A 13,815-nucleotide genomic window follows, 5' to 3' on the forward strand; every position below is an offset into this window, starting at 1 on the left:
TCACCACGCTTTGGAGTTTTAATCGGTGAGCAGAAAGGTTCAGTTAATGACCGCACGAGCAACGTTCTTCTTTTTCTTCAACTTCATGACCAGGCCGACCGGCCCGCTCTCATACCAGCGCTGTCCGGTGGCCAGATCGCTGCTGCGTTCACCCATGGCCTGGGTCAGGCGATCGAGGAACACCGCCAGCAACACCAGCCCTGCTCCGCCGACACTGGCCAGGCCCATGTCGAGGCGCCCGATGCCGCTGAGCACCATCAGCCCCAGCCCGCCGACCGAAATCATCGAGGCGACCACCACCATCGACAGCGACAGCATCAGCGTCTGGTTCAAGCCGGCCATCATGGTCGGCGCGGCCAGCGGCAGTTGAACCTTCATCAGCATCTGCATCGGTGTGCAGCCAAAAGCCCGCGCTGCCTCAACCTTGTCCGCCGGCACCTGACGGATGCCGAGGTTGGTCAGGCGTACCAGCGGTGCGACAGAGAAGATGATCGTGACGATCACGCCGGGCACGTTGCCGATGCCGAACAGCATCACCACCGGCACCAGGTACACGAACGCCGGCAGGGTCTGCATGGCGTCCAGCACCGGGCGGATGATCATTTCCGTGCGGTCGCTGCGGGCACAGAGGATGCCCAGCGGAATGCCGATCACCGCGCAGAACAACAGCGAGGTCAGCACCAGCGCCAGGGTGACCATCGCGTCGTTCCACACGCCGATCAGCCCGAGCCCGGTCAGGGTCGCCACACTGAAGATCGCGATGCGTTTGCCGCCGATCTGCCAGCTGATCAGCCCGGCAATGATGATGAACACCGTTGGCGGCAGCGAAAGCAGCCCCCACTGGACGCCGTCGAGTACCTGATCGACCGGCCAGCGAATCGAGCGGAAGACATCCCGGAAGTTATGCACCAGATATTTGAGGGCGGTTTCAACCCACGACCCCAGCGGAATATTCAAACTCTGGAAGGGATCCAGAAAGTTAAAGTCGGACATGACACTACCTCGCACTTGCGGACTGCGTGACCATTCTTTTTTTAAATCAGGATCTCAGCTATTGCCCAGGCAACTTAATAGATGCCCTTGCGAGATCGACCCTTTATAAAGTCCAACTTCATCAACTACCGGCATTGGTGTTGAAGATGCCGCAACAAGATGAAAAATCTCGCGCAAGGAAGCGTCAGCCTTTATCGGAGTTTGACGACCCGGTTCATAAACAATTCCCGAATCGGCTTGTGCGATATCGCCAGCGCGCAATATGCGGCTGGTGTCGAAACCGTTGAAAAAGTCCCGCACATATTTGTTCACCGGGTTGCACAGCAGCTCACGGGGCGTGCCGATCTGCACCACGCGCCCGCCCTCCATGATTGCGATGCGGTGACCGATGCGGACGGCTTCTTCAATGTCGTGGGAGATGAAAATGATGGTGCGATCCTGCTCGGCCTGAAGCTTGATCAGCTCGCCCTGCATCTCGCTGCGGATCATCGGATCGAGGGCGGAGAACGCTTCGTCCATCAGCAGGATGGCCGGGTCGTTGGCCAGCGCCCGGGCCAGGCCGACCCGCTGTTGCATGCCGCCGGAGAGTTGATGGGGGAAGCACATTTCCTGCCCGGAAAGCCCGACCTGCTCAAGGGCGCCCATGGCCCGGCAGTAGCGTTCCTTTTCGCCGACTCCGCTGATTTCCAGGCCGAAGCTGACGTTGTCGATGACGCTCATGTGCGGCATCAGGGCAAAGGACTGAAAGACCATGCCCATGTCTTTTCGGCGCACCTGCAACAGGTCCTTGTCGCCCAGTCCGGTGATTTCCCGGCCATTGAGAAAGATGCTGCCGGAGGTCGGCTCGATCAGGCGATTGAACAGTCGGACCATGGTCGATTTGCCCGAGCCGGACAACCCCATGATGACAAAGATCTCGCCTCGCTTGACCGAGAAGTTGGCATCGAATACGCCGATGGCCTGGCCGGTCTTTTTGAAAACTTCGGCTTTCGAGGCGCCCTCTTCGATCAACTTCATGGCCAGTGCTGGCTGAGTGCCGAAGACTTTATAAACATTCTTGACGCAGATTATTTCGTCGGAGCGATTCATACCTTGCCTCCATCGCGTTGTGCATATTCGAATTCAAACAATATGCAATCGAGCGAAACGGTTTTAGAGCGGCAGCGGTAATAGTTATAAGTCGTCACGACGGGTTTCCTTTTATTATTTTTGGGACCCCAGGAACGAGGGACGTTTCAAATTTATTAGCATCCCCCTGCTTAATCCAACGACATTTACAGGGGCATGTTGATAACGTCGGGTTATCGATCACGCCGGCATCCGCCGCTGGCAGCCGGCATCGCCTGCCAGCGACCGCGACTATCCTTGCAGCGACGCCGGCGTATCCCTGCGCGCAGGCTTGGGCTACCCTCGTCGCGCTTCGCCCGGGAGCCGTATCGTGAGGAGACCGCACAAATGACCAAGCATGTCGACCCAGACACCATCTTGCTGAAGATGCCGTCCTTGCGGGCCGTAAAGGCATTTGTCGCCGCCGCCAAGTACCAGAGCTTTACCCGTGCCGCCGAAGCATTGTGCGTTTCCCAGGCCGCGATCAGCCGGCAGATCCGCGAACTGGAAAGCTACCTGGGGGCGCAGTTGTTCACCCGCGTCGGGCGAGCCGTGGAACTCACTTCGGCGGGTGCGCTGTTTTTCGACGCCGCTCAGCTGTCGTTCGTAAACATCGCCCAGGCCGCCGAGCGCATCCGCAGCAGTCAGTCGGTCAAGAAGGTGCTGACCATCTGCTGCTCCCCGGCGTTCTCGGCGCTGTGGCTGTCGAATCACCTGCCGGAGTTCTTCGCCCAGAGCGAAGGCATCGAGCTGAACCTGATCACCACCCAGAACTTCCTGACCATGGAACCGGGCGTGCAGCCCGACGTGTTCATCACCAAGATTTCGCGCATCCGCGAAGGCTATCGCAGCTACCCGCTGTGCCATGACCTGATCTATCCGGTGTGCACGCCGCAGTATCTGGAGAAGCACCCGGAAATCGCCACTATTGAGGGCGTGCGTGATTCGGCCCTGCTCAACCTCAGCCCCTATGGGCGCTCGCAAGTCGCCGAGCATGTCGACTGGGGCGTGTGGCTGGCGTTTCAGTCCATCGACATCGACGACCGCCCGGCAACCAGTCCGCAGATTTTCAATGCCAACGACTACAACCTGCTGATCAGCATGGTGCTCACCCATCAAGGCATCGCGCTGGGCTGGAATCATCTGGTCGCACCGCTGGTGCAACAGGGCTTGCTGGTGCGTCCGATCGAGCAGGAAGTCCAGCTACGCAACAGCTGGCACTACCTGAGCTGCCGCGAGAACGCCGACAACGAAGACGCGCTGCGGCGGTTTCGCGAGTGGATCCTGTCGAAGTTTCCCCGGCGCTAGCCATCGATTTGGTTATCAATAGCCCGACGAAAATGTCGTTGGAGCCGCACAACCTTCCTGACTCATTGTGGAGCGGCGCCGGCCGGGATCTGGCCGGTTACTCTCACAGGAAGGAATTGTTGAATGTCACTCTACGAATTCTGCCGCGACTTTGATTTCCTCCAGGCCCCGGCCAAGACCCGGGAGATCCTGCAGAACAGCCTGCTGGATATCGTCGGCGTCATGGCCGGTGCCGCGTCCAACGACACCAGTGTGGCGCTGCGCCGTTTCGCCGTTGCCCACTACCCCGCCGGCGAGTATGGCAGCCGTCTGTTGTTCGACGGTCAGCGCGTGAACCTGCTGGGCGCGGGTTGGGCCGGCGGTTTTTCCGCCGACAGCCTCGATGCCCACGAAGGTCATTTCCGATCCAAGGGGCACGCCGGCGCGACCGTGGTGCCGGCCCTGCTCGCCCTCGCTGATGCCCTGCATCACCAAGGCAAAAACGTCAGCGGGCATGAGCTGTTGACCGCGTTGTGCATTGGCTACGAAACCGGACTGCGCGCCGGAACGGCCCTGATGGCGACCTCCTCGACTTACCACGCGTCCGGCGGCTTTTCGGCGATTGGCGTGGTCTGCGCCGGCGCCCGTTTGCTGGGTTTTGACGAGCCGACGTTCCGCCATGCCTTGGGCATTGCCGAGTACTTCAGCGCCCGATGCCCGATGATGCGCCTGATCGCGTTTCCGACCATGTTGCGTGACGCCCACGGCAGCGGCGCCTTCGTCGGGTTGAATGCGCTGCTGCTGGCCAAGGAAGGCGTGACCGGCGCGCCGGCGGAAACCGTCGAGGATGCTTCGGTCGCCGAGCACTGGCTCGACCTTGGTCAGCGCTGGGAAATCGACAGCCAGTATTTCAAACCCTGGCCGGTGTGCCGCTGGGCGCAACCGGCACTGACCGCGATGCTTCAGCTGCAACAGGAGAACCCTGGGCTCAACGCTGACGCGATCGAGACCATCCGCGTCGAGACCTTTTATGAATCGATGTGCCTGCAAGGTCACACCCCGGCGGATGCCGATCAGGCGCAGTACGCCCTGGCGTTTCCGCTGGCGGCGCTGATCGTCAGGGGCAAACTCGGGCCGGACGAAGTCACCGGAGAATCCATCCACGCCGCCGACATTCGCGCCTTGAGCGCACGCATCGAGATCGTCGAGGCGGCCGATATTTCCGCGCGATTCCCCAATGAAATCCTCTCGCGGGTTTCCGTCACCCTGAAAAACGGCAACGTGCTCGTCAGCCCGATCACCGCCGCACGGGGCGATCCCGAAACGGCCCTGAGCCGCGAAGAACTGGAGCAGAAATTCGACCTGTTCGCCTCAAACCTCGGCCATGAACGCAGCCTCGCGGTGAAACAGGCGATTCACAATCTGGACCAGTCTGCGTCGGCCATCACCACGCTTGAGCCGATCTTCGAACGGATTCACCCATAACCGCAACGCATCGATTGCCCGCAGGAAATGTCGTTTGTGACGGCTTTCCCGGCACAGATAGGCTGGACCTGTTCCGGCCCTACGCGCATGACGAGGATAACAATGAACAATAAAGACACCGTGTTTGACCTGATCGCCCAGCGCAAACCCTGGCATTCGCTGCCGGGCGCCCTCTACAAGGATGAAAACGTCTATCGCCAGGACCTCGAACAGATCTGGCACAAGGACTGGATTTTCGCCGGGCACACCTTCGAAATTTCCAAACCCGGCCAGTACTTCACCCTGCAGATCGGTGATTACCCGGTCGCCGTGGTGCGCGGCAAGGATGGCGAGGTCCGGGCATTTCACAACGCCTGCCGCCATCGCGGCGCCAAGATCTGCGAACACGAGCACGGCAAGGTCGCGAAGATGGTCTGCCCCTATCACAAATGGACCTACGAGCTGGACGGCAACCTGCTGTTCGCCGGCAACATGGGCCAGGATTTCGACAAGGCCCAGTACAACCTGAAGTCCGTGCATTGCGAGATCGTGCACAGCTACATCTATGTCTGCGTCGCCGCCAGGGCGCCAGACTTCGAAGGTTTTCGCAAAGCCGTCAGCCCGTTCATCGCCCCGCATTATCTGGACAACTGCAAAGTGGCGTTCGAGTCGACCATCATCGAGAACGGTAACTGGAAACTGGTGTTCGAAAACAACCGCGAGTGCTACCACTGCGACGGTTCCCACCCGGAGCTGCTGAAATCCTTCGTCGACAACCTGTCGGTGGGCGGCCTCAGCGGCGAAGACGACCCACAGTTGTCGGCTTACTGGAACACTTGCGAGAAAGCCGGTCTGCCAAGTCGCCTGGTGATGGACATCAACGGCCAGTACCGCATGACCCGCATTCCGCTGTCGTCCGGGGCCGTCAGCTACACCATGGACGGCAAGCCTGCGGTGAACGGGCGTCTGGACAAAACCGCTGAACCGGACATCGGCGCCCTGCTCTACTTCCATTACCCGTCCACCTGGAACCACTTCCTCGGCGACCATGCGCTGAGCTTCCGGGTGCTGCCGATCAGCGCCACGCAAACCATGGTCACCACCAAATGGCTGGTGCCCGACACGGCGGTGGAAGGCGTGGATTACGACCTCGAACGCCTGACCAAAGTCTGGGTCGCCACCAACGATCAGGACCGCACACTGGTCGAAGGCACCCAGCGTGGCGTGACGTCCCCGTCCTATGAACCGGGGCCCTACTCGGAAACGGCGGAAACCGGCGTCTGCCAGTTCGATGACTGGTACTGCGCGACGATGATGGACCGGCTCAAGGGGCCGGTTCCGTTGAAGTCCGTGGGCTGACCGGTATGCGCGGCAACGCCGGGTTTTTCAGGAGATCTGACGTTGCCGCGTCGCCTGCCAGCAGATCAGCGAACCTACGGTCACCAGCACCGCACCCTGCCAGAACTGCATCTGCAAACTAACGCCCAGCCACAGCGCGGCGAACGCCGACGACAGTACCGGTGCGCCGTAGGACGCGGTGGCCAGCAAGGTCAGATTGCCGCGCAGGATGCCGATGTTCCACAGCGCATAACCACCGGCCATGGCGATGCCGGTGGCGATCAGTTCCAGGGAGTTGCCCAGGGTGAAGGTGGAAATATGCTCATTGCTGAAGCCCCACTTCACCCACAGCACAACGGCCGTCAGCACGAAAAACAGCACCACCAGACTCTGCCCGTTGGCGTAGCGGCGCGTGACGTTGCAATACAGCGCAAACGTAATCGCGCAGGCCAGCGCAAGGCTGTAACTCAGCGGGTTGGAATTGACGTTGGCGATGATCCCCGGCAGTGACAAGCCCTGACCGCTGACCACCCAGAGGATGCCAAACAGCGCGAGCGCACTGCCGGGAACGATGAACCAACGGGTTTTCTGGCCGTTCATGAAAATCGCCAGCACCACGGTCAGGCACGGCCACAGGTAATTGACCACGCCCAGTTCGATGGACTGTTGCCGGTCACTGGCAAAACCCAGCGCCAGGGACAGGCACACCTCATAGGCAACGAACAATGCACTGCCGAGCAGGAGATAGAGTGTTGACGTGGAACGAAGGCGCGGTCGCCCGAGAAACATCACCAGCAGGATCGCCCCCAGGGTGTAAATCATCGCCGCCCCGCCGAGCGGGCCGAAATGTTCACTGACGCCCCTGATCAACCCGGCGGCAGTGCTCCACAACACAATCGCCAACAGCCCGCACGCCGTGGCGGCGCGCTCGCCTCTTATCTGCATCATTGCCTCTGGATCAATATCGCGATTCGACCGCACAGGCTAACGAGGGAAACCGGATCGATACAGCAACTTTTCATTCGGGCAATGAATTCGCTGGGGTTATCGATCCTGTCTTTATCGATCCGGGCTGCGTCTCAACGTCGCAGGCACGGCACCTTGGCAAACGCTACACAAGGCTTAAAATCGCGCCTCCTCTTGCAGTCGCCCGACCGGCGCCTGCCCGCAGCCATGACAACCCTCAGGTTTGAACAGCCGGCGACTTTCACGAAGTCAGCCTGGCTCAATCGTCCTGCCCGTTCGGCGGTCGTTTGCCTTCAACACACTTCGGCTTGGCACTCGCATGCGCAGAGGCGCACGTTCCGCTGTTCGATCACTTGAGGTTTTTATGACACCGCGTTTGCTGGCCATGGCGCTGGCGCCCCTGCTCGGGCTGTTCATTGTTGCCCTGGGCAACGGCTTTCTGTCTTCCTTGACCACCTTGCGCCTGGGCGCGGCCGGCGAATCGGCGACGATGATCGGCATCGTGTCCTCGGCCTATTTCATCGGCCTGACATTGGGCGCGATTTTCAACGACAGGCTGATCCTGCGTATTGGCCACATCCGCGCCTACAGCAGCTTCGCCTCGCTGATCGCCGCGACCATCCTGCTGCAAGGGCTGTTTTATGACACCTGGGGCTGGGTCGTGCTGCGCCTGATCAACGGCTGGGCAACGGTCGGCGTGTTTCTGGTGATCGAGAGCTGGCTGCTGCTGGCCGGTGACGCGAAGATTCGCGGCCGTCTGCTGGCGCTGTACATGATCGTTCTCTACGGCGCCGGGGTACTGGGTCAGGCGTTTTTGGGGAAAATCACCGGTCTGGGCGACACCGCGCCGTTCATGGTCGCCGGCATGCTCGCGACCCTGTCGGTGCTGCCGATCGTGATCCTGCCGCGCGTTTCGCCGTTGCTGGAACAGGTCGAACCGCTCAAGCCACGGGCACTGCTCGGCGTATCGCCCACCGGTCTGGTCGGCTGCTTCGGCTCCGGCGTCACCATCGCGGCGATCTACACCCTGCTGCCGCTGTACCTGCAACGCATCGGCCTGAACGTCGGCGAAGTCGGCAGCATGATGGCCTGGACGGTCCTCGGCGCGATGCTCCTGCAATACCCGGTCGGGCGCTGGTCCGACCGCAAGGATCGCCTGCAAGTGCTGACCGTGCTCTGCGCCGCGTGCACCGTGCTGTCGCTGGTGATCGTGCTGGTGCCGCTGTCCTCGGCCATGCTCGCGGCGATGCTGTTTCTGTTGGGCGGTGGCGTGTTCGCGCTGTACCCGGTGGCCGTCAGCCACGCCGCCGACCGTGCGCCGGTTGAAACCCTGGTGCCGATGATTCAGGGCATGTTGCTGATCAACTCGCTGGGCTCGGCGATGAGCCCGCTGCTGATCTCCCCGGCGATGAACGCCCACGGCGAAACCGGCCTGTTCTGGGCCTTCGCGCTGGTCAACCTGGCCATGGTGACGTTCTTCTTCTGGCGTCGTGGCAAGCGTCCGGTGCCGGCCAACCCGGCACCGTTTGCGGCGGCAGCAACGTTCTCGCCAACCGGCGCCGAACTGCGGGTGACCGAAGATTTGCGTCAGGCCGCGCAGGAGCACCCGCCGATGGTCGATGCGTTGAGTGGCGAAGCGGCGCCGCCAACGGCATCGCGCTACGAAGCCAGTTGAGTTTCTGGCAGGCATAAAAAAACCGGTGACTTTCGTCACCGGTTTTTTATTACCTGCAAATTAGTGCGGCGCCCGAGGAATGGTCTTCATCAGGTCTTCAGGGCTGATATGCCCCACCACACTGCCCGGCTGCGGCAGGTTCAGGATGTGACCCTTCATCTTGCCGATCACGTGCATCTCGCACGGTTTGCAGTCGAACTTCAGGGTCAGCACTTCATCGCCGTGAATCAGCTGCATCGGCGCAACTTTGGTCTTCACGCCGGTCACGCCTTTGGCCTGTTTCGGGCACAGGTTGAAGGAGAACCGCAGGCAGTGCTTGGTGATCATCACCGGCACTTCGCCCGCCTCTTCGTGGGCTTCGTACGCCGCGTCGATCAGCTTCACGCCGTGACGGTGGTAGAAGTCGCGGGCCTTCTGGTTGTAGACGTTGGCCAGGAACGACAGATGCGCTTCCGGGTACACCGGCGGAGGCGTGGTCTCGGCCTTGCGCGAACCGCGTGGGTGGGCGGCAACGCGGGCGGCGGTCAGCGCTTCGATCACTTCACGGCGCAACGACTTGAGCTGCGAGTTCGGGATGAAGAACGCTTGCGGCGCATCCAGTTTGATCGAGGTCGCGTGGTACTCGGTGGTGCCGAGCTGGCCGAGCAGATCGTGCAAGGTGTCCAGCGCCTGCTCCGGTTTGTTGGCGACGCCGAACGGGCCGTCCAGCGCAACGCTGGCGCTGATGCCCTCTTCGCTGGTCACGGTCAGTTCCAGACGCTCTTCACGCAGCTTCGCCAGCCAGCTGACGCCGATACGACGCTCGGCGGAGGTCTTGAGCAAGGCCTGCTGCCAGTTGTGGTCGAGGTTGCGGTTCAGCGGGTGATTCGGGCGCAGCTTGTACAGGCCTTCCGGCATTTCGTTCGGCTCGACGCGGTAGCGGTAGCGCTTCTCGCCTTCTTCCTCGAACTCGCCCTTCGCTTCGGCGATGTTGGCGCGGAAACCCACCACTTCGCGTTTGACCAGCACGTTGAGGCCGTCGCCGTTGGACAGCGGCTCGTGGGTGATCACTTGCATGTCACGCTTGCCGACTTTCTCGACCGTGCCCACCGCCAGACCGGTGAAGGTCGGCGAATCGAACGCGCCGATGTCGATCTTGCGCTCGCTGACGAAGTAGTCGGTGCTGCCACGGTGGAAGGTCTTTTCCGGGTCCGGCATGAAGAAATGCGCGGTGCGGCCGCTGGAGGCGCGGGCCAGGTCCGGACGGTCGTTGAGCACGTCGTCCAGGCGCTGGCGGTAATAGGCGGTGATGTTCTTCACATAGCCCATGTCCTTGTAGCGACCTTCGATCTTGAACGAACGCACACCGGCCTCGACCAGCGCGCGGATGTTGGCGCTCTGGTTGTTGTCCTTCATCGACAGCAGGTGTTTTTCGTAGGCGATCACGCCACCCTTTTCGTCTTTCAGGGTGTACGGCAGACGGCAGGCCTGGGAGCAGTCGCCACGGTTGGCGCTGCGCCCGGTCTGCGCGTGGGAAATATTGCACTGACCGGAAAACGCCACGCACAACGCGCCGTGAATGAAGAACTCGATGGCGGCATCGGTCTCATCGGCGATCGCGCGGATTTCCTTGAGGTTCAGTTCACGGGCCAGTACCAGTTGCGAGAAACCGGCCTGATCGAGGAACTTGGCCCGCTCAAGGGTGCGGATGTCGGTCTGGGTGCTGGCGTGCAGCTCGATGGGTGGAATGTCCAGCTCCATCACGCCCAGGTCCTGGACGATCAGCGCATCGACGCCGGCGTCGTACAACTGATGGATCAGCTTGCGCGCCGGCTCCAGTTCGTTGTCGTGCAGGATGGTGTTGATGGTGGTGAAGATGCGCGCGTGATAGCGACGGGCAAATTCCACCAGTTCGGCGATTTCGCTCACCTCGTTGCACGCGTTGTGGCGCGCCCCGAAGCTCGGGCCGCCGATGTACACCGCGTCGGCGCCATGCAGGATGGCCTCGCGGGCGATGGCCACGTCACGGGCGGGGCTGAGCAGTTCCAGGTGATGTTTGGGCAAGGACATATGTTTTTTTAGTCAGGCTGTCACGGTTGAGGCGCGCATTGTACCTGCGAAAGGCCTGACCGGCACCCATGGGCCGATGTGATGCAGGAAGTCCCTATCACTATTTTAGGGACGGCATAACTGTAAGTTCTGTCAGTTGTTAAGTCGGATTATATGAAGCACGCTTTCCGCAAGGCACTTTAGTGTATTGCGGCGCCTGTTCCATTTGCCCACCCATGACAAAGGTACTCGATGATGGACGCAGAATATTACAAGGCACTTAATATCAACGAAAAAACAGTGAAGCCCCTCGATGGTCATTCAGGGACCAGTGATGTATTCATCGCCAAATTTGCTCCACCAATGCCGATGGTAGAGAAAAAATTTGTAGCCGATCGTTTTACCTATAAGGCATTGAATGCCAACACTCTTGGACTTTTCGGCCTAAACAGCGACCTCGACTATCTTGTGCAAATCGGGATCAACATACCGAAATCAATAGAAGATGGAACACACCCAATTGCTGAAGCTCAAAGGGGTGTTTCGATGTCGGTCATTGCCGGCGGTCAGATATTGCACGCAAAAGGTGGGGAAATCACATTCAAAAGAGACGATAAACAGGAAACTATTTCGGCCACATTCAAGACGAGCGTCCTCTTCACATTTGACGGTCAGACAACAGAGCATCAGGTCATAGGAGAGGCTTTCCTCAACGCCACTGATCCGCTTTAGTGAGAACCTGAATGATAGAAGTCCCGGCACAGCCAAACCTGGATAACCGTGTTTGGCGTGTGCTCTATTGCAGGTCAGCGGGTACTACAAAGTTGTCTTCGGCAGATCAACGGTCGGTATTCCGTTGTCATAACGGACAGCACCAACCTGTTGTAACAAAGATTGAATCAGGCCTTGGCAGCCATTGCAGTCACTTCCACCTTCATCCCTTCAACCGCCAGCGCCGCCACGCCAACCGCCGCACGCACCGGCCATGGCTTGGCGAAGAAGCGCTTGTACACCTCGTTGAAGGCTGCGCGATCAGCCATGTCGGTCAGATAAATGGTCAGGTGCAACACGCGGTCCATCGAGCTGCCGGCCTTTTCCAGCGCCACTTTCAGCGCCTGCAACGTGCATTCGCTTTGCGCGGTGACGTCACCCAGCTCCAGGCTGCCGTCGGCACGGGTCGGAATCTGGGTCGACATCAGGATGCCGTTGAATTCGGTCACGTCCGAAGAGATCGAGTCTGCATCCGGATCCGGGGTGTAGGTGATGTCTTGGTTGGCCATGGGAAAGTCCTTCGCTGGCAGTGAGGACGGCGCCATCGCGCGCCGTTTCGGGCGGCCAGTTTACAGACACGGCGGCGGGATTGAAGCCATGGCGGTTTTCGGGGTGGTTGCTGACGGATGTTTCAGTGTGTTTTGTGGGCCGATAAACACTTTTCGATGCGTGTGTTTAAAGACACCTGGAGTTACGCGCAATTGCCCACAAATCCTTGCGCCAGAGCCTACGGCTACGCCAGAATCCGCCGGCTTGTGCGCCTTGGGGTCGGCCGGTAACTTGGATCGGGTCACTGATTCGCAGTGATCGGGTTTAGTAGCCCGGCTTAGAAGACTTACGGTTTGCACAAGCGTATTCAATCAGGCGTCCGCCTGCTCTTGATGGTGGCTGTGCGCATGGCATCTTCGGATGCGCCGGGTTTGAGTCTTCTGCCGGTCTACTAACTTGCGCACAGCTGCCACCCCTTCGTTTAGTAGCGAGATGGTTGCAGCTCTATTGATAGAAGGAAGACTCAATGTTCAAAGCAACTCCAAATCCCCCGGTCACCGAACCGGCCAGCATCACCGACCCAACGTCCCCCTACGAATGCCCTGACTCCAAGAGATTCAACGAAGCCGCCAACAAAATCAAAGGGGACAGATTTATTTTTTGCCCCGTTCGACAGCAGCTCTTTACAACTCAACTCCACCTAATACTCAAGCTTCCACCTCTTCAAGGACGATTAAATTAATCTGTCCCCTTTTGGTTACCTTTTGGTTCAAAAATCGACAACACCCACGCATTCGTCCTCTGCGCCTATTGGCAATCAAGATTCACTTTTCCGCCTTACTAAACCGACAGCAACATCCTTCCTGCCCTTCCTAATGGCAAAACGGAGACCTTCGTCCATTGCAACAGGGCTAATCAACGTCACAACCACAGATAAATTATCTCCCGGCATCACCATCTCGGCACCACTTGGAAATTCAATGCTCCCACTAACATCTACCGCTCGAAATCTTGCCTGGATAGGCGTGTTTTTATTCAACGGCTCTCCTGCACCACCTTCGTCCTCTCGAAGAACGTAAACATCTGCGACCAGTTCCCTGAGCATCTTCACAGTCCCTGGCGTTGCCAAGACATCACCGACAGAAATTTCCGCATCGCCTATTAAACTGATCTCAACAATCCCACTATTCTCACTACTGGGGATTGATGTAACTTTTCGGCACAGTACCTGCTGGGGGGAATTACGTCCGATTATTTCAACTGTATCCCCAGCTGAAATACTGCCTTTTTCGATAGTGCCTGTAACTACGAAACTTGTAGGCCCACGTACAGCGACTTTCAAAGCCGGCATGAAGAATTCGGAACCATTTCTATCATCCAAGTTCCTCTGAAGAAACTCACTCAAAGTACCCATCATTGAAACTCCTACTCAACAAAAAACCAAAATCAAAAAAACAAAGGGGACAAACAAAGGGGACAGATTTATTTTCTTTGCCCATTCACAAGAAAAGTATCAACACAAACACCTGCAATCACACCTGACAAAAATGACAGTTTTTAATATTCATTCAGAATAACTAAAACACCGAAAAACCATAAAAAGCAAATAACGCAGACTTATTTAATGAGTCAACTCAGCCCAAGCGGATACATCCTCTGACACATCCCGCCAGCCTCAGCCTCGCCACCTTCTAAAC

The 13,815-nt window shown here is 58.9% G+C and carries 11 protein-coding genes; 5 read left to right on the top strand and 6 right to left on the bottom strand.

Annotation, left to right across the window (positions count from 1 at the left end):
- Window positions 1-39: 39 nt before the first annotated feature.
- Window positions 40-993: a glycine betaine/L-proline ABC transporter permease ProW gene (gene proW / locus CAG02_RS03680; RefSeq protein WP_085708380.1), complete on the bottom strand. Its 954-nt coding sequence runs from the start codon at window positions 991-993 to the stop codon at window positions 40-42.
- 54 nt (window positions 994-1,047) lie between these two features.
- A complete protein-coding gene (locus CAG02_RS03685) occupies window positions 1,048-2,082 on the bottom strand; it encodes a glycine betaine/L-proline ABC transporter ATP-binding protein (protein ID WP_085708381.1) in 1,035 nt (344 codons plus the stop codon).
- Between the two features lie 366 nt (window positions 2,083-2,448).
- Between CAG02_RS03685 and CAG02_RS03690 the strand changes: the two genes are divergently transcribed.
- The 3 genes from CAG02_RS03690 (at window position 2,449) to CAG02_RS03700 (ending at window position 6,210) form a co-directional block, all read left to right on the top strand.
- The gene (locus tag CAG02_RS03690; RefSeq protein ID WP_085708382.1) at window positions 2,449-3,408 is read left to right on the top strand and encodes a LysR family transcriptional regulator; all 960 of its coding nucleotides are present in this window, start codon (window positions 2,449-2,451) and stop codon (window positions 3,406-3,408) included.
- A 123-nt stretch (window positions 3,409-3,531) separates the two neighbouring features.
- On the top strand, window positions 3,532-4,872 hold the full coding sequence (locus tag CAG02_RS03695; protein ID WP_085708383.1) for an MmgE/PrpD family protein: 1,341 nt from the start codon (window positions 3,532-3,534) through the stop codon (window positions 4,870-4,872).
- 102 nt (window positions 4,873-4,974) lie between these two features.
- On the top strand, window positions 4,975-6,210 hold the full coding sequence (locus CAG02_RS03700) for an aromatic ring-hydroxylating dioxygenase subunit alpha (RefSeq protein ID WP_085708384.1): 1,236 nt from the start codon (window positions 4,975-4,977) through the stop codon (window positions 6,208-6,210).
- A 27-nt stretch (window positions 6,211-6,237) separates the two neighbouring features.
- On the opposite strand, the gene yddG is transcribed toward CAG02_RS03700, so the two are convergent.
- Window positions 6,238-7,137, bottom strand: a complete 900-nt coding sequence (gene yddG, locus CAG02_RS03705) for an aromatic amino acid DMT transporter YddG (RefSeq protein WP_305881755.1) — start codon at window positions 7,135-7,137, stop codon at window positions 6,238-6,240.
- 382 nt (window positions 7,138-7,519) lie between these two features.
- Between yddG and CAG02_RS03710 the strand changes: the two genes are divergently transcribed.
- Window positions 7,520-8,830 (top strand): MFS transporter, encoded by a 1,311-nt coding sequence (locus CAG02_RS03710; protein WP_085708385.1) that lies wholly within the window; start codon window positions 7,520-7,522, stop codon window positions 8,828-8,830.
- A 60-nt stretch (window positions 8,831-8,890) separates the two neighbouring features.
- On the opposite strand, the gene CAG02_RS03715 is transcribed toward CAG02_RS03710, so the two are convergent.
- Window positions 8,891-10,879 (bottom strand): U32 family peptidase, encoded by a 1,989-nt coding sequence (locus CAG02_RS03715; protein WP_085708386.1) that lies wholly within the window; start codon window positions 10,877-10,879, stop codon window positions 8,891-8,893.
- A 234-nt stretch (window positions 10,880-11,113) separates the two neighbouring features.
- Between CAG02_RS03715 and CAG02_RS03720 the strand changes: the two genes are divergently transcribed.
- Window positions 11,114-11,590, top strand: coding sequence for a hypothetical protein (locus tag CAG02_RS03720; RefSeq protein WP_085708387.1), 477 nt, complete (start codon window positions 11,114-11,116; stop codon window positions 11,588-11,590).
- Window positions 11,591-11,757: 167 nt separating this feature from the next.
- Here CAG02_RS03720 and CAG02_RS03725 read toward each other — a convergent pair whose 3' ends face one another.
- The gene (locus CAG02_RS03725) at window positions 11,758-12,138 is read right to left on the bottom strand and encodes a RidA family protein (RefSeq protein WP_065261325.1); all 381 of its coding nucleotides are present in this window, start codon (window positions 12,136-12,138) and stop codon (window positions 11,758-11,760) included.
- A 797-nt stretch (window positions 12,139-12,935) separates the two neighbouring features.
- Entirely contained in the window at window positions 12,936-13,535 is a 600-nt protein-coding gene (locus CAG02_RS03735) for a hypothetical protein (protein WP_085708389.1), read from the bottom strand.
- Window positions 13,536-13,815: the final 280 nt, after the last annotated feature.

The sequence above is a fragment of the Pseudomonas sp. R43(2017) genome (assembly GCF_002112345.1).
Classification (GTDB): Bacteria; Pseudomonadota; Gammaproteobacteria; order Pseudomonadales; family Pseudomonadaceae; genus Aquipseudomonas; species Aquipseudomonas kribbensis.

Excerpts from the sequence above, each read along its gene's own strand:
- proW (WP_085708380.1), bottom strand. The coding sequence starts at position 993 with ATGTCCGACTTTAACTTTCTGGATCCCTTCCAGAGTTTGAATATTCCG.
- CAG02_RS03685 (WP_085708381.1), bottom strand. The coding sequence starts at position 2,082 with ATGAATCGCTCCGACGAAATAATCTGCGTCAAGAATGTTTATAAAGTC.
- CAG02_RS03690 (WP_085708382.1), top strand. The coding sequence starts at position 2,449 with ATGACCAAGCATGTCGACCCAGACACCATCTTGCTGAAGATGCCGTCC.
- CAG02_RS03695 (WP_085708383.1), top strand. The coding sequence starts at position 3,532 with ATGTCACTCTACGAATTCTGCCGCGACTTTGATTTCCTCCAGGCCCCG.
- CAG02_RS03700 (WP_085708384.1), top strand. The coding sequence starts at position 4,975 with ATGAACAATAAAGACACCGTGTTTGACCTGATCGCCCAGCGCAAACCC.
- yddG (WP_305881755.1), bottom strand. The coding sequence starts at position 7,137 with ATGATGCAGATAAGAGGCGAGCGCGCCGCCACGGCGTGCGGGCTGTTG.
- CAG02_RS03710 (WP_085708385.1), top strand. The coding sequence starts at position 7,520 with ATGACACCGCGTTTGCTGGCCATGGCGCTGGCGCCCCTGCTCGGGCTG.
- CAG02_RS03715 (WP_085708386.1), bottom strand. The coding sequence starts at position 10,879 with ATGTCCTTGCCCAAACATCACCTGGAACTGCTCAGCCCCGCCCGTGAC.
- CAG02_RS03720 (WP_085708387.1), top strand. The coding sequence starts at position 11,114 with ATGGACGCAGAATATTACAAGGCACTTAATATCAACGAAAAAACAGTG.
- CAG02_RS03725 (WP_065261325.1), bottom strand. The coding sequence starts at position 12,138 with ATGGCCAACCAAGACATCACCTACACCCCGGATCCGGATGCAGACTCG.
- CAG02_RS03735 (WP_085708389.1), bottom strand. The coding sequence starts at position 13,535 with ATGATGGGTACTTTGAGTGAGTTTCTTCAGAGGAACTTGGATGATAGA.